The organism is Parasphingorhabdus sp. (genome assembly GCF_036963805.1).
In the GTDB taxonomy this organism is placed as follows: Bacteria; Pseudomonadota; Alphaproteobacteria; order Sphingomonadales; family Sphingomonadaceae; genus Parasphingorhabdus.
This window is the reverse complement of sequence record NZ_JBALUN010000005.1, coordinates 54,969-72,905: the sequence shown is the minus strand read 5'-3', so window position 1 is coordinate 72,905 and position 17,937 is coordinate 54,969. Positions and strand designations below refer to the sequence as shown.

The 17,937-nt window shown below is 52.1% G+C and carries 19 protein-coding genes and 2 riboswitches; of the genes, 16 read left to right on the top strand and 3 right to left on the bottom strand.

The genetic code is table 11. The features are described 5' to 3' along the window. Positions 1–290 precede the first annotated feature (290 nt). The 7 genes from V7676_RS13185 (at position 291) to V7676_RS13155 (ending at position 6,098) form a co-directional block, all read left to right on the top strand. A complete protein-coding gene (locus V7676_RS13185) occupies positions 291–692 on the top strand; it encodes a response regulator (RefSeq protein ID WP_335660164.1) in 402 nt (133 codons plus the stop codon). Continuing rightward, positions 689–3,016, top strand: coding sequence for a CHASE domain-containing protein (locus tag V7676_RS13180; RefSeq protein WP_335660163.1), 2,328 nt, complete (start codon positions 689–691; stop codon positions 3,014–3,016). The genes V7676_RS13185 and V7676_RS13180 overlap by 4 nt, the downstream gene beginning before the upstream one ends. A gap of 262 nt (positions 3,017–3,278) precedes the next feature. Further along, complete coding sequence (locus tag V7676_RS13175; protein WP_335660273.1) at positions 3,279–3,608, top strand: ArsR/SmtB family transcription factor; 330 nt, start codon at positions 3,279–3,281, stop codon at positions 3,606–3,608. Continuing rightward, positions 3,605–4,120, top strand: coding sequence for an ArsI/CadI family heavy metal resistance metalloenzyme (locus tag V7676_RS13170; protein ID WP_335660162.1), 516 nt, complete (start codon positions 3,605–3,607; stop codon positions 4,118–4,120). The genes V7676_RS13175 and V7676_RS13170 overlap by 4 nt, the downstream gene beginning before the upstream one ends. Next, on the top strand, positions 4,117–4,626 hold the full coding sequence (locus tag V7676_RS13165; protein WP_335660161.1) for an arsenate reductase ArsC: 510 nt from the start codon (positions 4,117–4,119) through the stop codon (positions 4,624–4,626). Before V7676_RS13170 ends, V7676_RS13165 begins: the two co-directional genes overlap by 4 nt. Continuing rightward, positions 4,626–5,666, top strand: a complete 1,041-nt coding sequence (gene arsB, locus V7676_RS13160; RefSeq protein ID WP_335660160.1) for an ACR3 family arsenite efflux transporter — start codon at positions 4,626–4,628, stop codon at positions 5,664–5,666. Before V7676_RS13165 ends, arsB begins: the two co-directional genes overlap by 1 nt. Before the next feature lie 66 nt (positions 5,667–5,732). After that, a complete protein-coding gene (locus tag V7676_RS13155; RefSeq protein ID WP_335660159.1) occupies positions 5,733–6,098 on the top strand; it encodes a hypothetical protein in 366 nt (121 codons plus the stop codon). Here V7676_RS13155 and V7676_RS13150 read toward each other — a convergent pair. From V7676_RS13150 to V7676_RS13140, 3 genes are read right to left on the bottom strand one after another with little or no spacing between them, the layout of a single operon-like run. Beyond that, positions 6,079–7,380, bottom strand: coding sequence for a cobyrinate a,c-diamide synthase (locus V7676_RS13150; RefSeq protein ID WP_335660158.1), 1,302 nt, complete (start codon positions 7,378–7,380; stop codon positions 6,079–6,081). The two genes, V7676_RS13155 and V7676_RS13150, sit on opposite strands and share 20 nt — an antisense overlap. After that, a complete protein-coding gene (gene cobO / locus V7676_RS13145) occupies positions 7,377–7,979 on the bottom strand; it encodes a cob(I)yrinic acid a,c-diamide adenosyltransferase (RefSeq protein ID WP_335660157.1) in 603 nt (200 codons plus the stop codon). The genes V7676_RS13150 and cobO overlap by 4 nt, the downstream gene beginning before the upstream one ends. Further along, a complete protein-coding gene (locus V7676_RS13140; RefSeq protein ID WP_335660156.1) occupies positions 7,976–8,548 on the bottom strand; it encodes a hypothetical protein in 573 nt (190 codons plus the stop codon). The genes cobO and V7676_RS13140 overlap by 4 nt, the downstream gene beginning before the upstream one ends. A 215-nt stretch (positions 8,549–8,763) precedes the next feature. After that, a riboswitch (cobalamin riboswitch) is annotated at positions 8,764–8,970 on the bottom strand. A 79-nt stretch (positions 8,971–9,049) separates the two neighbouring features. Beyond that, a riboswitch (cobalamin riboswitch) is annotated at positions 9,050–9,242 on the top strand. 163 nt (positions 9,243–9,405) lie between these two features. Here V7676_RS13140 and V7676_RS13135 point away from each other — a divergent pair. From V7676_RS13135 to cobU, 9 genes are read left to right on the top strand one after another with little or no spacing between them, the layout of a single operon-like run. Next, positions 9,406–11,346 carry a TonB-dependent receptor plug domain-containing protein gene (locus tag V7676_RS13135; protein ID WP_335660155.1) on the top strand — a complete coding sequence of 647 codons (1,941 nt, stop codon included), beginning with the start codon at positions 9,406–9,408 and terminating at the stop codon, positions 11,344–11,346. Beyond that, a complete protein-coding gene (locus V7676_RS13130) occupies positions 11,346–11,753 on the top strand; it encodes a DUF1636 domain-containing protein (protein ID WP_335660154.1) in 408 nt (135 codons plus the stop codon). Before V7676_RS13135 ends, V7676_RS13130 begins: the two co-directional genes overlap by 1 nt. Continuing rightward, positions 11,750–12,766, top strand: coding sequence for a nicotinate-nucleotide--dimethylbenzimidazole phosphoribosyltransferase (gene cobT / locus V7676_RS13125; RefSeq protein WP_335660153.1), 1,017 nt, complete (start codon positions 11,750–11,752; stop codon positions 12,764–12,766). Before V7676_RS13130 ends, cobT begins: the two co-directional genes overlap by 4 nt. Further along, complete coding sequence (locus tag V7676_RS13120) at positions 12,763–13,332, top strand: histidine phosphatase family protein (RefSeq protein ID WP_335660152.1); 570 nt, start codon at positions 12,763–12,765, stop codon at positions 13,330–13,332. The genes cobT and V7676_RS13120 overlap by 4 nt, the downstream gene beginning before the upstream one ends. Next, entirely contained in the window at positions 13,329–14,039 is a 711-nt protein-coding gene (gene cobS, locus V7676_RS13115) for an adenosylcobinamide-GDP ribazoletransferase (protein WP_335660151.1), read from the top strand. Before V7676_RS13120 ends, cobS begins: the two co-directional genes overlap by 4 nt. Continuing rightward, complete coding sequence (locus tag V7676_RS13110; protein WP_335660150.1) at positions 14,036–15,019, top strand: threonine-phosphate decarboxylase; 984 nt, start codon at positions 14,036–14,038, stop codon at positions 15,017–15,019. The genes cobS and V7676_RS13110 overlap by 4 nt, the downstream gene beginning before the upstream one ends. Next, complete coding sequence (gene cbiB, locus V7676_RS13105; RefSeq protein ID WP_335660149.1) at positions 15,012–15,947, top strand: adenosylcobinamide-phosphate synthase CbiB; 936 nt, start codon at positions 15,012–15,014, stop codon at positions 15,945–15,947. The genes V7676_RS13110 and cbiB overlap by 8 nt, the downstream gene beginning before the upstream one ends. Beyond that, positions 15,935–17,395 carry a cobyric acid synthase gene (locus V7676_RS13100; RefSeq protein WP_335660148.1) on the top strand — a complete coding sequence of 487 codons (1,461 nt, stop codon included), beginning with the start codon at positions 15,935–15,937 and terminating at the stop codon, positions 17,393–17,395. The genes cbiB and V7676_RS13100 overlap by 13 nt, the downstream gene beginning before the upstream one ends. Continuing rightward, the gene (gene cobU, locus V7676_RS13095) at positions 17,392–17,898 is read left to right on the top strand and encodes a bifunctional adenosylcobinamide kinase/adenosylcobinamide-phosphate guanylyltransferase (RefSeq protein ID WP_335660147.1); all 507 of its coding nucleotides are present in this window, start codon (positions 17,392–17,394) and stop codon (positions 17,896–17,898) included. The genes V7676_RS13100 and cobU overlap by 4 nt, the downstream gene beginning before the upstream one ends. Positions 17,899–17,937 lie beyond the last annotated feature (39 nt).

Genomic DNA, 17,937 nt, shown 5'->3' with positions numbered 1-17,937 from the left:
GATTGCGAGCCTACCCTTTTGGCCTGACACGTTCCTATTGGTTAACGTCCAAGTCCGGCATTTCTTAAGCGCGCTCCTTTTTGGAGTTTGGATTTGGGCATGAACGCAACAATTTGCTGCGAACTGCCATTTTACTTCATTGAATATATGAAATTGGGCCGCCCTCGAGATTAAGTTTCGCGCGATTTAACCGTTACCATGATGAAGGACACCGGTTGAGCAATTCAACTTTTGCAATTGATGTCGGTTTTGCAGTTTGCCCACTGCCAAGCCAAAGAAGGAAATGTGGGATGGCGAGAATATTAATAGCGGACGACGATGCACTCATCGGAGAAGTGGTGTCCCATATATTGAAAGAACGTGGCCACGAAGTTGTTGTTGCAGATGATGGAGCGGAAGCTTTGGAGATGATCCTTCTTGATCGCCCGGATATTATCATTCTCGATAACCTTATGCCGGGCCTAAAAGGTATTGAAGTATTCACCAGATTACAGAATCGCACAACGACCGCCACCATACCGGTGATTATGTTGACGGCACAAACAGGTCGGAACCATATGGTAGAGGCTTATGATGCAGGTGTGACGGACTATATGACCAAGCCATTTGAGCCGGCATGCCTAGCCGACAGAATATCGGATATTGTCGACAGAAAATGCCGTAAATTACAGTCATCCGAGGAACCGGTTTGAACTTTATTCCATCTTATTTAGCTCTCTCGAACCAGAGGAAAGAAAAGCTCGTAAATTCGGTCATTATGTTGTCCAGCCTATTGGGCTTGGTAGCATTGCTCGTACTTACTATTTGGGCTTGGAAAATGGCGGATGCCAACACCTATGATCGTAACTTGGCGGCGTTTGATTCCCTTGCAGTTGACAATGCTTATGCGATGCAGAGCCGGCTAAATTCTTACCGGCAGAGCTTGGACGGGGGGGCAGCGATATTTGACACTATGGATTCTGTTTCTCTTGAGCAATGGAGAGCCTATGTTGCCGTATTGAATATTAAGGAGACGCTTCCGGGAATTAATGGTCTCGGCTTCGTCGAGCCAGTTCGGCGTTCTGAAATAAATGACTATTTACAGTCCACCCAAGACAGGGGTGTAGACAATATCAACATTCATCCGCAAACTGATCTCGATGAGATATTTTCCATTTCCTATATTGAACCGATAGCCGCAAATAGAGCCGCCGTCGGATTAGATATAGCATTTGAAAAAAATCGACGGAAAGCCGCTTATCACGCGAGAGATACGGGAAAGGCGACAATCACGAAGCGGATTTATCTTGTTCAGGATGAGACCCGAAGCGCCGGATTTTTGCTGATGCGGCCAACGTATCATCAGGGGCATATCCTAAAAACAGATGAACAACGGCGTGCTGCCTTTCGCGGCTGGGTTTATGCACCTTTTATCGCAACACGTTTTATGGAAGATCTGACAAGCAGTCAGGGTGAGACGCTCGATATAGAAGTTTATGATGGCAGGAAACCATATGCTACTAATTTGATTTTTCGTAGCAATGCCGATGATTCAGTTCGTGTTCCACGTTATTCGATTACACGCACTTTTCATATGATGGAGCAAGAATGGACAGTAGTCTGGAAAAGTACGCCAGCGTTTGAAGCCCGTGTGTCCAGTCGGGAGCCGCTATTCATCTTAATGGGCGGTATGATGGTATCGGTCGGGTTTGTACTTATAATTTTCTTCCATGTCCGGCGTGAATCCTACGTTCGCAACGAAGTTAAAATCAAAACGGAAGAGCTTGTCCAAAAGGAACGGGAAGTCAGTCATGCGTTGGCCCGCGCCGAACTGGCTACGGAGGCAAAGTCAAAATTTCTCGCTAATATGAGTCATGAAATTCGCACACCCATGAACGGTGTTATCGGGTTCACTCAACTGCTCAACGACGATAATCTCAACGAAAAGCAAAAACGATATGTTCAAATGATCTCCGATTCCGGTTCGGTGATGATGAATTTGCTGAACGATATTCTCGATATATCGAAGGTTGACGCAGGATTGATGGAGATAAACGCTACTCCGATCGACGTGCGCCATATTATACAAAACTGTATGAAAATGATTTCTCCAACGGCAGAAACAAAGCAAATCGAATTGATTACCGAAGTCGACGCCCGACTTCCCCGACTGATCAAGGGAGATGGCTTGAGATTGCGCCAAATCATTCTCAACTTGCTAGCCAATGCCGTGAAATTCACTGACAATGGACATGTACAGTTGGAAGCCAGATATCTGCCGACTGTGCCGAATGGGTCCGCCGACCATCAGCATTCTGAATTATGGATTTCAGTCTCTGACACCGGCATAGGTATCGCCCGTGAACGTCAAGCCGCTATTTTCGAACCCTTTCGGCAAGCGGATGAATCCACTGCCCGGAAATATGGTGGTACAGGCCTCGGCCTGTCGATCAGCAATCAACTGGTTAAGTTAATGGGCGGTCATATGTCCATGGAAAGCGAATTGCTCCATGGTTCGGTCTTCACGTTCAGAATTCCTGCAGAAAATTGTGCGGAACTTAATCATGGCGGCTTGGATCATCAGGATGAACAGCCTGATGCTGCGGCGGCGCTTCCTAGTATTCGCAGAAAAAAGACAAAAATCTTGGTTGCGGAAGATCATGATGTGAATCAAATGCTGCTTTCCGAAATGCTCACCAACTTAGGCTATGATTATGAAATAGCGGATAATGGCATTGATGCGGTTGCGTTGGTGGGGCAAGCCCGAGAGAAAAAAAGCCAGTTTGATTTGGTGTTAATGGATATTCAAATGCCATATATCGACGGCCTGAAAGCCACGCAAATAATCCGAAAAGATGGTGTTTCGGCGGCGGAATTACCGATCATTGCACTTACCGCAAATGCCTATGCGCAAGATATTAGCGACTGTTTAGCAGCAGGTATGCAAGCGCATCTGGCAAAACCTTTCTCCGTTGAAGATTTGCAGGATCTGATCCAAAAGTGGGTTGGGGCTCGTACAGAAGCTCAAGCTGCATAGTTATGACGCATACGCGCACGTGTCTCCAATTTCGAATATCGGTCCGGCGTTGCTGATAATATCTTTAATGGGCAATCCTCTCCATCATCTGCCGGATTAATTTGTTTAATCTTATCGACCCAACCGGTTTTTCCAGATCTGGGCCGTGACTTTTGCTATGTCGGGCCAGGATAAATTTCTATATTTCGATAATTATCAAAATGGCATTGACCCCGATATAATCATTCCATATTACGACAAATATCGAATTAAGGAGTGAATGATGGAACCGGATCAAGCCGTTGAAGCGCTGGCATCGCTTGCGCAGGAACATAGGCTGGCAATATTTCGCCTGCTGGTGCAAGCTGGAAGTGATGGGATGATCGCTGGCGAGATTGCTGATAATCTGGGTGTTCCCGCGAGTACGCTCTCCTTCCATCTTGCGCACCTGACACGGTCCGGTCTGATCAGTCAGGAACGCAAATCACGAATGCTGGTTTATAGAGCGGACTATTCCGCAATGAACCGGTTGGTCGCCTATCTTGTGGAAAATTGCTGCGCGGGGGATGCTTGCGCGGTTGACCTGCTTGCCACCCAAGGAGTCTGTTTATGAAGCGTATGCACATTCATGTGTCGGTTGAAAATATCCAAAAATCAGCCGCCTTTTATTCGAAACTCTTTGGCACAGATCCAATTGTGCTCAAGGATGATTATGCCAAATGGATGCTGGACGACCCCTGCGTCAATTTCGCCTTGTCCAGTCACGACGGTGCTCATCGGGGCATCGAACATGTGGGCATTCAGGTGGACGACGCAGAAGAGCTCGCCGAGGTCTATGACCGTATGCGGGACGCTGGCCAACCCATTTTTGATGAAGGGGCAACCGTCTGCTGCTATGCGCAATCGGACAAAAACTGGACCGCCGATCCTGATGGTATCGCGTGGGAGGCGTTTCTGACTCAGGGCGAAGAGACGGAATATGGCAATCGCGTTGATTTGGACCAGCTTGCTTCAGCTAAGGCAGTAGCCGGTTCCTGCTGCACGCCTGCTGTTGCCCCAGCAGGCACTGGGTTTGCCAACAAACATTTGGCTGTGGATGTTTCCTGTTGTGGAGAAAAACCATGAACGAAAAAGTCTATAATATTCTGTTTCTGTGCACCGGAAACTCGGCTCGTTCGATTCTGGGCGAGGCTTTGCTTAATCACGATGGAGAAGGGCGTTTCAGGGCCTATAGTGCAGGCAGCTTTCCCAAGGGAGAAGTGCATCCAATGGCGATGCAAGTTCTGTCGGGCTTGGGTTTTGAAACGGATGACTTGCGTTCAAAAAGCTGGGACGAATTTGCTGCACCGGATGCGCCGCAAATGGACTTTATTTTTACCGTTTGTGACAATGCTGCAGGCGAGACCTGCCCAATTTGGCCGGGGCATCCGATGACAGCGCATTGGGGAATCGAAGATCCGGCGGCAGCGGATGGAACAGCGCAAAAAGAGGCATTTCTGATGGCGCTTCGATATATGCGGAACCGGATAGCCTTATTCCTTAATTTGCCATTTGAAGCGCTTGATGAACTTAGCCTCAGAACACAGCTTAATAATATCGGTGAGCAAGAATCAGCAAAAGAGCAAGTCTGATGGGCTTGTTTGAACGCTGGTTGTCGCTCTGGGTGGGGCTTGCCATATCGGCAGGTATTTCCCTCGGCTATGTTGCTCCTTCCTTATTCGGGTTTATCGCAGGACTGGAAATCGCATCGGTTAATCTTGTGGTCGCCGTACTGATTTGGGCAATGATCTACCCGATGATGGTCGCTGTCGATTTTTCGAGCCTCAAGGATATTGGCAGCAAGCCAAAGGGACTGATTATAACTTTGGTTGTGAACTGGCTGATTAAACCGTTTACGATGGCAGCGCTAGCGGTGCTGTTTTTTGATTATATCTATAGTGGGATGATTCCCGGTGAAGATGCACAGCAATATATTGCTGGACTAATCCTGCTTGGTGCCGCGCCCTGCACAGCGATGGTATTTATCTGGTCGCAAATGACAAAGGGCGACGCTGCCTACACGCTGGTGCAGGTGTCGGTGAATGATCTTATCATGATTGTCGCTTTCGGGCCGATTGTTGCCCTGTTGCTTGGCGTTACCGATATTGTCATCCCATGGGAAACCTTGCTGTTATCGGTCGGGCTTTATGTCGTCATACCGTTGGCCGCTGGCGCAGTTACTCGTCGAAATCTAATTTCCATGCATGACGGGGATGTTGAAGCCGTGGACCGTTTCACAGCTTCACTGAAGCCACTATCGATAATCGGTTTGCTGGCAACGGTCATACTCTTATTCGCGTTTCAGGCAAAAACCATCCTGTCGCAACCGTTACTTATCCTCCTCATTTCTGTGCCCATTATCATACAATCTTACGGTATTTTTGGGCTCAGCTATGCAGCCGCATGGGCGTGGAAACTTCCCCATAATATCGCGGCCCCCTGTGCGATGATCGGCACCTCAAACTTTTTCGAGCTAGCTGTTGCTGTGGCGATTGGACTTTTTGGCCTTTCCAGCGGTGCGGCTTTGGCAACGGTTGTGGGCGTGCTGGTGGAAGTACCCGTCATGCTGTCGCTTGTCGCCATAGCTAATCGGACGAAGGGGCATTTTGCAAATGAGTTGCGATTTAATTGAGAATCATTCGCAAATATGCCATGAGACCCGGGAGGGTAGTATTTTGAACTAAGGAGCCCGTCAAAAATGACCCGCCTTCCATCCGAACTGGTGACCGCGTCTGCTCGTTGCTGGCGATCAGCGCGGGACAGTAATGTCCCCGTTCAGCAACGGCTTCATGTATTGCTGTCTCCGCATAGCGGTGGGATGCTCGCTCCGGTTTTCGATAGCCTGTTGACGTTATATGAGGGTGCGCTTGGTCGGCCTCTTGCAGTGGGAGAGGCTGGAAATATCTCTGATGACGAGCATCTCCTGATCGGTCTACTCGATGGATCACGTTTGCGCCGCGCCTGTATCGCTTGTCCTGTTGGCGCCGCTTCCGCTTTGGATTGCGCTATTTGCTCGACGCGGATTATGATCGGTTTAGCCTCGCCTATGCAGTCTCTCGCGTGAATATCGCTGCCACTGCAGCGGGGTTTGACGGAAAGTAAAAATGGATATAGCTCGCCATTAGCGAGCCTGAGCGATAAACCGGCTCGACCACGCCTCCATTAGGGTTGCTTCCTTTTCCTATCGGCATAAGCGGCGTTTCCAATTTTGAATAATGGAAGCTGTGGCCGCACAATGTTCCGGAAGGTAAGTCAATTTGTTGCAGCCCTAATGCACTAAGGCGCGTTTGCATCTTCGCATGTCCCTCCATTAGTCCCGCCATTTTAGAACGCTTTCCGCTGCTATTTTCTAGCGTGTCCACACAGAATAGCATACCGCCGCATTCTGCTAAAATAGGGGTATGACGAGCATGATGATCGCGTAAATCCTCGATTATTTTTAGGCTGTTCGAAAGTTGTTTCAGATGCAGCTCAGGATAACCGCCGGGTAGCCATATGGCATCACAGTCGGGAATATGACTGTCTGATAATGGAGAGAAAAAAACGACCTCGGCCCCCAATCCCTTCAGCAATTCTATATTGGCAGGATAGATAAAAGCAAAGGCCTCATCCTGTGCGATGGCAATGCGTGTACCATCAAGCATCAGGGGCGTCTCGGTCGCCATATTGGGAGCATCAAACTGGACGGGTTCTGGCAAAAACTTTGCTTCTTCAGGTAGGAGCGCAGCGGAGCGCTCCAGTCGATGCTCTATATCGTCAATTTCAGAAGCCTGCACTAATCCCAAATGGCGCTCGGGCAATGTAATGCTTTCATCGCGTGCGATCGCTCCGAGCCAGCGAATATCCCCTTTCAGGCTGTCTTTGAGCATCGCCGCATGGCGTTCTCCCCCGACCCGATTGGCTAATACAGTGCTCATTGTAACATCGTCACGATATGTAGCCAAGCCATGCGCGAGAGCGCCAAAGCTCTGCGCCATGGCTGATCCGTCTATTACGCCTAAAACCGGCAGGCCGAAGCGCGCGGCAAGATCGGCGGTTGAGGGATTGCCGTCATACAGGCCCATAACGCCTTCGACCAATATCAGATCGGAAGTTTGCGCGGCTTGATACAGCATCGCTCTGATATGATCCTCGCCGCCCATGAACAAGTCGATTTGATAAACCGGCCGGCCGCTAGCGCGCGCAAGGATCATAGGGTCAAGAAAATCCGGTCCGCATTTGAACAGGCTTACTTTCCGGCCAATACTGCGATGATAGCGCGCCAGTGCGGCAGTCACCAATGTCTTACCTTGTCCGGACGCTGGAGCAGATACCATCAGCGCCGGACAAAATGTGCTCTTGTTCAACGGTCAATGCCTGCCTGCGCGCGAATGCCTGCGCGAAAGGCATGTTTGACATCGCGGATTGCGCTAACGGTGTCTGCCGCATCGATAAAAGCATTATCTGCTGACCGGCCGGTTATAACGACATGTTGCATCGGCGGGCGACCATTAATGGCAGGCATGATTTCATCGAGAGAAAGATAGCGGTAGGTAACGAGATATGTCAGTTCGTCGAGTATGACGAGATGAATCTCGGGATTGGCGAGCGCCTGTTTCGCCTTCTCCCAACCAGCCTGCGCCGCTGCAATATCACGCTGGCGGTTTTGTGTTTCCCATGTGAAGCCTTCCCCGCATTTTTCCCAAATGACATCGGGATGGTTAGCGAAGAAGGCGCGTTCACCAACATTCTCTGCGCCCTTTATAAACTGGAATACCGCCGCTTTATGGCCATAGCCCAAAGTGCGGGCGACCATGCCGAAGGCGCTGGAAGATTTTCCTTTGCCATTGCCGGTTATAACCAACAACAAACCCTTATCCTCGGTGGCAGCTGCGATTTTTGCGTCAACGCGCTGCTTTTGCTTTTGCGCGCGCTCTTTGTGGCGCTGATCTGTCTCGTCGTTCATTTGATGCGCGCTCCTGCACTGGAAGGCACGATGACATTCAACGCAATATGAGTAGCCGCAGCAACGCCGCACCAAGTTAATGTCGCCAGCAACGATCCAGGGAAATAGCGCTGCGCACGACTTGCAAATTCCGAGATATTTTGGTCAGTGAAATGTCCGGAAAGCATATAAAAACCACCGCTTGAACAGAGGTGTGCAATAATTGACGCAGCGCAAATAGTGAGGAGAATATATAGAAGTGCTTTTGGATCAGGACCGAAGCGCTTGGCCGAAAATTGGCCCGCAAACCACATTACGCCATAGGCGGGGACCAGCATCCAATAGGCTGGCGTGAAGCAGAAAGAGGAGCCACCCTTCACGCCGATGACAACAAGATCGATAGCAAAAGCGAGCAGGAACAAAGCGGGGAAAGCAAGTCGGTTACGGATGTAAAAGCCGGCGATGAAAAAGCTGGCCCAACTGGTGTCGGGGAGATGAACATACTGACTGATCGAATGGGTTCGCGTCGCCAGCATTACGAGAGCCAGAACTGCGGAAATGACAAGGTCTAAACGTGTGGATTTTACCATGGATAGAGGCTCCATATTATCATGAATAAGGGGACGGCGTGCAAATGCCGTTTGTGGAGCGGTCGGAAATTTGACGCGCCGATAAGAGGCTGCGCTATGCAGCCTTGCCTGTGGATTTAGATGCTTATAGTCATGGTGCTTCTCCCGGTTACGTATGCAAAAATGCCGCTACGCAAGGGAGTTTCCCTCGTTCACCCGGTACATCCCGCCCGCGCGAAAAACGACGGCAACAGGCCGGTTTCCTGACTTCTCGGTTCGTCGCGCTTCTGCCGCCTTCTCGGAGAAATATCTCCAATGGCTTTGTGGCGAAGCGCTCACCGATTACAGTTGCGGGAGCAGTGCCGGTTTGATTCTGAATATCTTCAAAACTATCCGGACTTCCCGATTAAGCCCTTGCGAGCACCCGTTGCAGCTCTTTGCATAAGCAAGAGTTTCCGAGCGCGCAAGATAGCAAATCGAAATTTTATACTTCCTCTCTTGCGCAATATTGCACTGCGATATAGGAGCGAATTTGCGACAGGTTCCCCGCAAGGGGATTCAAAGGGAACGCGGTTTAACACCGCGGCTGCCCCTGCAACTGTGAGCGGATAGTCATCGGCCATATGCCATTGGGATCAGTGAAAAGGTTCTGAGAAGGCGGCTCGACCGGCATTGACCCGCAAGCCAGGAGACCTGCCTGTTGTAGTCGTTCTTCGTCCGGACAGGGTGTGTCGGGTGAACGGGGTATTCCTCGAGCAGCGGCAGCTTTGCCTTGTGCGTTCAGAACGCATGAGGGGCAGTGTCGCGTGTGTAGTGAATGCAGCTGTCCTTTATGTGGTCTGGGCGACGGGGCTTGATCGTCAACTGGAAGGACAAACATGCCCAAATTACGTCTATTTTACACCACAGCTTTGCCTATTTTCATTTTATTTCAATCGGTTAATGCCAAGGCGGAAGATGTGGAGTCGAGCCCGCTCGACGCAGAAATTGTGGTAACCGCATTGCGCGTACCCGTTGCGCGCGACCGAGTCGCCTCAAGCATCACGGTACTCGACAAAGCGGCCATTGAGCACGAACAACCCATTAGCATTTCCGATGTGCTGGTCCGTACACCGGGGATTAGCCTAAGCCGCAATGGCGGATATGGCACCGCAACATCGCTGCGCATTCGCGGGGCGGATTCGGGACAAACGATATTAGTGATTGATGGAATGCGGCTCGCCGACCCGTCTTCAACAGCCAGCGGATATAATTTTGCCAATTTACTAACCGACGATGTTGCCCGCATTGAAATATTGCGCGGTCCGCAGTCAATATTGTGGGGCAGCGATGCGATTGGGGGTGTTGTAAACGTCCAGACAGCCAGGCCGACGAAAAGTCTTGAAGGCAAGTTCGCCATAGAAGCGGGATCTCGTGAAACAGCCAATGCCCGTGCAGCAATAGGGGGAAGTAGCAAATTGCTGGACTGGCGTGTCGCCGGTTCGGTCTTCACCACGGACGGCATATCCGCGCGCTCGTCCGGTACCGAAGATGACGGCTATAACCGCCAATCCGGAAGCGGAACCGCAACTATCCACCTGTCAGAGAATATTACGGCGGATGTTCGAGGCTATTATGCAAATGCGCGAAGTGAATTTGACGGGTTTTCCGGCGATTCCAATGTGTATGGACTGACCCGCGAATGGACGATCTACACCGGCCTTAATGCGGAATTTCTCGACGGGCGGTTCAACAATCGCTTTGCTATTTTGCACAGTGACATAGATCGGGAAAATTATGATCCTGCGCGCAATATTCGGACCATAAATTTTGATGCTAAAGGCAAAGTGCGACGCTTTGAATATCAGGGTAGTTTCGAAATTTCACCTGCGGCTGATATTGTGTTTGGCGCAGAGCGCGAAGAACAGCGCATGCACACCGGCTCACCTAGTGATAGCGCGGATCCCTATACAACGGTTCGATCAGAGGCCGATATCGACAGCATCTATGGACAACTTCGCTTTTCACCCATTGGCGGAGTAACGCTCAGCGGCGGATTGCGCTATGATCATCATAGCCGGTTCGGCGGTAGCACGGTGTTTAGTACCGGCGCGGCCTGGGCGCTAAATGACGGTACCACGGTTTTGCGGGCAAGCTATGATGAAGGATTTAAGGCACCATCACTTTATCAGCTATTCAGCCTCTACGGCGCGGCAAACCTGCAACCCGAAAAAGCAAAAGGTTGGGAAATTGGCGCCGAGCAAGCCTTGTTCGAAGAAAAACTTCGTTTCTCCGCTACATATTTTCACCGTGATACCGATGACTTAATCGACTTTGCTTATTGTCCGACAAGCGGCACCCTGCCGGAGATATGCTTTGTTCCCGGTACCACTGATACGCGCTTCGGCTATTATGCCAATGTAAAACAAAGCCGTTCACAGGGAGTGGAAATCTCAGCGGCTGCGCGACTGGGCGGATTTTTTGCTGACGCCAATTATAGTTGGATATCGGCTGAAGATCGTTCCGTTGGAAGCAATTTTGGTGAACAATTAGCCCGTGTCCCCCGCCATTTGGCCAATGGGCAAATCGGTTATGAAATGCCCTTTGGTATCAAGACGAGTGTAGCTATGCGCTACTCGGGTAAAACGTTGGACCGTAATGGCGGCTCCACAATACTCGATGATTATTTGCTGACCGACGTTCGAGCCGAGTGGGCCGTAGCGCCAGAGTTGGCATTATTCGGTCGCGCAGAAAATCTGTTCGACGTCGATTATGCGACAGCCAATGGTTATTCGTCACTTCGTCGCAGTATATATTTTGGTGTGCGGGGCAGCTTTTGATGCTGCACCCCGCAGATCGCGGCCCGGCTGTGGTGGTGTGTAATACTTGCCGTCTGTCAGCTGAAAGCCGCGAAGACGAAAACGGTAAACGCGGCGGGCAATTGCTCGCCGCGGCTTTGCGCGAGCTGAGTCAAAACGAACCGGAATTTTCAGGAGTTGCGGTGCAGGAAATGGCGTGCTTATTCGCTTGCTCACGTCACTGTGCAGTGCATATCCGCGCGCCCGATAAGCTGGGCTATGTTCTGGGTGGTTTTGCGCCGGACGAAAAGGCGGCACGGGCCATATTAGAATATGCTTCCCATCATGCAAAAAGCGCCGAAGGACAGGTGCGCTATGCCGATTGGCCAGAAGGAGTAAAGGGGCATTTCATTACGCGCACGCCGCCCGAAGGATATGTCGCGACATGAACCGATTTACGAGCATAGCCGATTTTAATGCGGCGTTCGGAAACATGCCGCAACCTGATTTCGCTGCTATTGAAGCTGCTTCTGCTCGACAGGCCGAATTGACCAAACCGGCGGGGTCGCTTGGCCGGCTAGAGGAAATCGCAATCTTCATGGCGGGGTGGCAGGGCAGACCGCGGCCCAAATTGGAACGCCTGAAAGCGGCGGTTTTTGCTGGAAACCACGGCGTCGCGGCGCAAGGGGTAAGTGCTTTTCCGATCGAAGTCACGGCTCAAATGGTCGCCAATTTCCGAGCAGGCGGCGCAGCAATTAACGCGTTAGCGGGCGCGTGCGGAGCGGAGCTGGCGGTTGTCCCGATTGATCTGGATCGGCCCACGGAGGATATAACCAGCGACGCCGCGATGAGCGAAGCCGATTGTCTTGAGGCGCTTTCCATAGGTGCCTCCGTCGTCAAGCCCGACATGGACCTGCTGTTCGTCGGAGAGATGGGGATTGGAAACACAACACCTGCCTCCGCCCTGTGCGCACAAAGCTATGGCGGCAGCGCATCAAGCTGGACGGGGCGTGGCAGTGGCGTTGATGATGCCGCGCTTGCCCGTAAAACCCAAGCTGTGGAACAGGCCTTGGCTCTACATGGACCACATTGCGATAGCCCGTTTGAAATATTGCGCCGGCTGGGCGGCCGTGAAATTGCGGCTATGGCGGGGGCAATATTGGCGGCGCGGTTGGAGCGGGTTCCGGTGCTGCTCGACGGGTTTATTTGCTGTGCGGCAATAGCGCCGCTGGCTGCTGCATTGCCGCAATTTACCGATCATTGTATTGCCGGACATTGTTCGTCAGAGGCCGGCCATGTTCGGCTGTTAGAAGCATTGGGATTGGACCCGCTCATCCAACTGAATATGCGATTGGGCGAGGGGACTGGCGCTGCGGTGGCGGCGCAAATTGTGCGTTCTGCGATCGCTGCGCATGAGAGCATGGCGACTTTTGCAGAAGCAGTAGTAGCGCAGCCTTCATGAAGACCAAAACATTCCATATGATGCGCCACGGAGAGCCGGAAATAGCCGGTTTGTTATTGGGCATTACGGATATGGCTTCGATGGCTGTTGGAAACTGCGCTTGTGTAGCGCGGGCTGAAGAACTGGAAATATCCGAACTGATTAGCTCGGACCTTGCCCGCGCAACTGTTCCTGCTCAGGAAATTGCCGTTCGGCACAATGCTCCGTTGAAAATTGACGCACGCTGGCGGGAACTGGATTTCGGCGCATGGGATGGAATGTCTCCCGCGATCGTCGATGCCAGCGCACTTCATGCCTTTTGGGACGACCCCACAGCGAACCCTCCTCCAAAAGGGGAGAGCTGGTCTGTGCTAAGTGCCCGTGTAGAGGCAGCTTTGCTCGACATATCACACGGCACATTGGTGGTTGCACATGCAGGGTCTATTCGTGCCGCATTATGCCATTTGCTAGGGTTGAGTTATAGGCAAGCTTGGGCATTTCACTTACCCTATGCTGCGTTGGTTAGCTTGAAGATATGGACTGGCCAAGATGTTCCAACGGCGCAGATTACAGGGCTTCGGACATGAAGCGGCTGGTGCTTGCGCTGCAATTTCTGACCAGTCTGCCACTGCCATCGGTGAAAGCTGATGCAGTGGATTTTGCAGCGTCCATGCGCTGGTTTCCCGTCGCAGGGCTGGCCATCGGCGGGGCAGTGGCAGGTGCGGCGTGGATAGGGATGCGGATTGATCTATGGCTCGGTGCCTTATTGGCACTGATAGCATGGGTCGCGATAACCGGCGCTCTGCACCTTGATGGGCTGGGCGATATTGCGGACGCGGCTGGTGCGGCGCATGGTGATCGTGATCGGCTTAGCGAAGTGCTGGAGGACCCGCATATCGGCAGCTTTGGCGTGGTTGCCATAGGGCTTCAGCTGATGACGAAGTTTGTTCTTTTGCGCCTGACGTTAGAGGACATACCTCTGTGGATATTGCTAGTTATCGCGAGCTTAGCGCGGATCGGGCCGCTTGTCTGGACATTATTCTTACCACCGCTGCACGAAGGCTTGGGCAGTAAATTCCGCAGCGAGATCGCTTGGCCTCATGTGACCGTGTGGATGCTCGTTGCTTCGATTGTCGTTTGGTTTGCACCGCCGCTTGGCGTGTGTTTCGGTTTATTCGCGCTTTGGGGGCTTTGGATAAGGCGTAAGATTGGCGGTATTTCAGGCGATGGTCATGGTGCAGGCATAGAGCTTGTCGAGAGTGGGCTTTTGCTGGCGATGATAGGCTTGTCATGAAGGAACAATTTACTTGGCACGGCGGAAGACTATCCGATGCGCGGGCGCATTTTGGCGACAGCGGAGAGCCATGGATTGATCTTTCGACAGGCATAAGTCCATTTCCGTGGGTAGATGCTGCGGATATTTTGCCAGATTGGCTGGCCCTACCTGATCCGGCAAAACTGGATAAAATGGAGGCGATAGCAGCACAATATTACGGTGTGCATCCCGCCAATATCTGCGCAGTGCCAGGCAGTGAAATGGGTCTGCGTTTGCTCGATCCTATACTCGCTTTGCCCGCCCTATATTTCACGCCCTGTTATCGTACTCATGCGGATATTTTTCGGGATAGCCGTGGAATAAGCGGGTTTCAGACGCCTGATCGGCCTTCCGCTGTACTACTAGCCAATCCCAATAATCCCGACGGATATGTGGTTCCACAGGAGACGCTTAAGAGATGGTTGGAGGATCTGGAGGATATAAAAAGCTGGCTGATTATTGATGAAGCCTTTGCCGATGTTATGCCGGGCATCTCCATGGCCGAGATGGTTGACGACAACCGTCGGCTGATCCTTACGCGAAGCTTTGGCAAATTTTTCGGGCTAGCCGGCGTTCGGCTGGGATTTATATTGGGCCCCAAAAGGATCGTTTCTGCTTATCGCAAGCTTTTGGGCGACTGGCCGGTTTCCGGCGGAGCGTTGGATATTGGTATCGCTGCTTATAGCGATCACCCTAGCACCAATGAAATGCGCGCCGCGATCACGGATCGGGCAGCTCAACTTGATGATATTTTGCACCGCCATGGCTACACACCCTTGGGACATTGTCCGCTATTTCGCCTGATCGAGACTGGATCAGCGCTTGCCCTGTTTGAAAGGCTGGCACAGCGGCACATATTGACGCGGCCATTTGATGGAAACCTGAACTGGTTGCGCTTCGGTTTGCCCGCCGATGACGACGCTTTGGAACGACTAGATAGAGCGCTTTTAAGTGGCTGAATCGGTAGCTTTATTTGCCCTGCTGCTCGATGCCGCCATTGGTTGGCCCCATTGGATTTATATCCGGATCGGTCACCCGGTTGGTGGCTTCGCCCATATCATCAACATATGTGAGCAGCTTTGGAACAAGAGCCAATATCGCGGTGTGTCCCGAAGAATTTCAGGCATATTGACGGCAATGATTTTGCTATTGGTCGCCGGAGGCACAGCTTGGTTGTTCGAGTGGGTTGTTTATGCATATTGCGGCACAGCGGGTTGGCCTTTGCTTGCCATCGCAGCATTTCCTGCATTGGCGCAGCGCAGTCTCTATGATCATGTCCGGCGGGTTGCCCATGCGCTTCGTGCCGGGGAATTGGAAAACGGGCGTGCAGCGGTAGCTATGATTGTAGGCCGTGATACCGTCCGCTTGGATGAACAAGGGATCGCGCGCGCTGCCATAGAAAGCCTTTCTGAAAGTTTTTGTGACGGGGTGGTAGCGCCGCTATTTTGGTTGATGGTTTTGGGATTGCCGGGGATTTGGATCTATAAAGCCGTCAATACCGCAGACAGTTTAATCGGGCATCCCGAACCGGAATATTTGGCTTTCGGATGGGCGGCAGCGCGATGCGATGATATCCTCAATCTCATTCCGGCTCGGCTATCGGGCGTGCTTATATGCCTCGCAGGTTGTGGAGGATGGCGGATTTTGTGGCGGGATCATGCCAAGCATGCATCCCCCAACGCCGGATGGAGCGAGGCGGCGATCGCGGGTGCGTTGAAGCTACGTCTTGCCGGACCGATAAGCTATGACGGACAGGAATATCTGAAACCGCATATCGGCGATGGTAGATCGCCACGTCCGACGGATATATGTCGGGCACTCAGATTATATATTCGTGCATCTGGTCTGCTTTGGATCACGACAGGGGGAATTATATGGCTACATTGATGCTACAGGGCACGGGGTCCGATGTCGGTAAATCGGTTCTGGTTGCCGGATTATGCCGCGCGCTATCCAATCGCGGGTTGCGGGTGATGCCGTTTAAGCCGCAAAATATGTCCAATAATGCGGCAGTGACGAGTGACGGCGGAGAAATTGGCCGGGCGCAGGCCTTGCAAGCCATTGCTGCCAGAGTGGAATTGCACAGCGACATGAACCCGGTGCTGCTGAAACCACAGGCGGATCGCCAATCGCAACTGATCGTCCATGGCAAGGTTCGGGGAATATTGGGATCAAGCAATTTTCGGGAAGCGCGGCGCAATTTGCTGCCGCAGGTCATGGAGAGTTATTACCGGCTTTCGAAGCAATGCGATATTGTGATGGTTGAGGGCGCGGGCTCTCCCGCCGAGATTAACCTGCGCGAAGGAGATATTGCCAATATGGGCTTTGCGCGGGTGGCCAATGTGCCGGTAGTGCTGGTTGGCGATATAGATCGCGGCGGCGTCATCGCAGCCATAGCAGGAACGAAAATGGTCATTGATTCAGCCGATAGCGCTATGATTCACGGGTTTATCATTAACAAATTTCGCGGTGATCCAGCATTATTTGAGGATGGCTATCAGTCCATTGAGCAGATTTCTGGGTGGCGCGGCTATGGAATTGTGCCTTGGCTTTCTGATGCAGTGCGCTTGCCGAGTGAGGATGCAGTTATATTGGAAAAGCCTGTTTCTTCTGCAAAGAAGCGTCAGATTATTGCTTGTCCGATATTACCGCGTATCGCCAATTTCGACGATCTCGATCCGCTTAAACTGGAACCGGAAGTTGAACTTGTCATGGTTCCGCCTGGTACGCCCATTCCGGCTGAGGCGGCGCTCATCATCTTGCCGGGTTCCAAAGCAACGATCGCGGATATGTCTGCGATACGGGATCAGGGGTGGGATATTGATATGCTGTCCCACCATCGGCGCGGCGGTGCGATATGGGGCATTTGTGGCGGTTATCAGATGCTTGGTCGAACCATTAGCGACCCGCATGGCATAGAGGGCCCGATACGCGACATTGCCGGACTAGGGTTGCTGGATATCGCAACGGAACTGGCTCCCTTGAAGGAATTAAAGGCGGTGCGCGGGACGGCTTTTGATGAAGTGCTGGAAGGTTATGAAATGCATGTTGGGATCACAAGTGGAGCCGATTGCAAACGACCTTTTGCGCTGTTGCAGAGGCAGAGGCCCGAAGGTGCGATCAGCGCAGACGGACTAGTGATAGGGACATATTGCCACGGCTTTTTGGGTTCCACCGCGCTGCGGCGCGCTATGCTGCAACGGCTTCGGATCAACAGCGACGGGCGCGATTATGTGGCGTCTGTCGATGCGGCGTTGGACAATATTGCCTCTGAACTGGAGCGGTATGTCGATATCGACGGGTTGCTAAGAATTGCGGCGGGTGCAGGGCAATGACCTCTTTACTGGTCCTTGGCGGCGCGCGGTCGGGCAAAAGCCGCTATGCACAAAGCCATGTCGAGGCGATGGGTAGCAAATTAGCTTATATTGCGACTGCGCAAGCGCTGGATAGTGAAATGGCGGGACGAATATTGCGGCATCAAAGCGACCGCGATGGACGTTGGCACACGATAGAGGCGCCGTTTGCGCTACCCGAGGCAATCACCGAAGCGTCCCATAAAGCCGATGCCATATTGGTCGATTGTTTGACGCTTTGGCTTTCCAACCTGATGTTGGATGACCGTGATGTGGAAAGTGCCGGCGATGCATTATGTAAAGTGGTGCAGAAAACCTCTTGCCCAGTAGCGCTCGTCGCCAATGAAGTAGGCTTAGGCATTGTCCCGGACAACGCGCTATCGCGGCAGTTTCGGGATTCGGCAGGCTGGCTAAACCAAAAGCTCGCCAAAGTTGTGGAGGAAGTCATATTTGTCGCTGCGGGGCTGCCCATGCGATTAAAATAGAATCCGCTACTTGCAGGCTGCTTTCCGGATATACCCTAA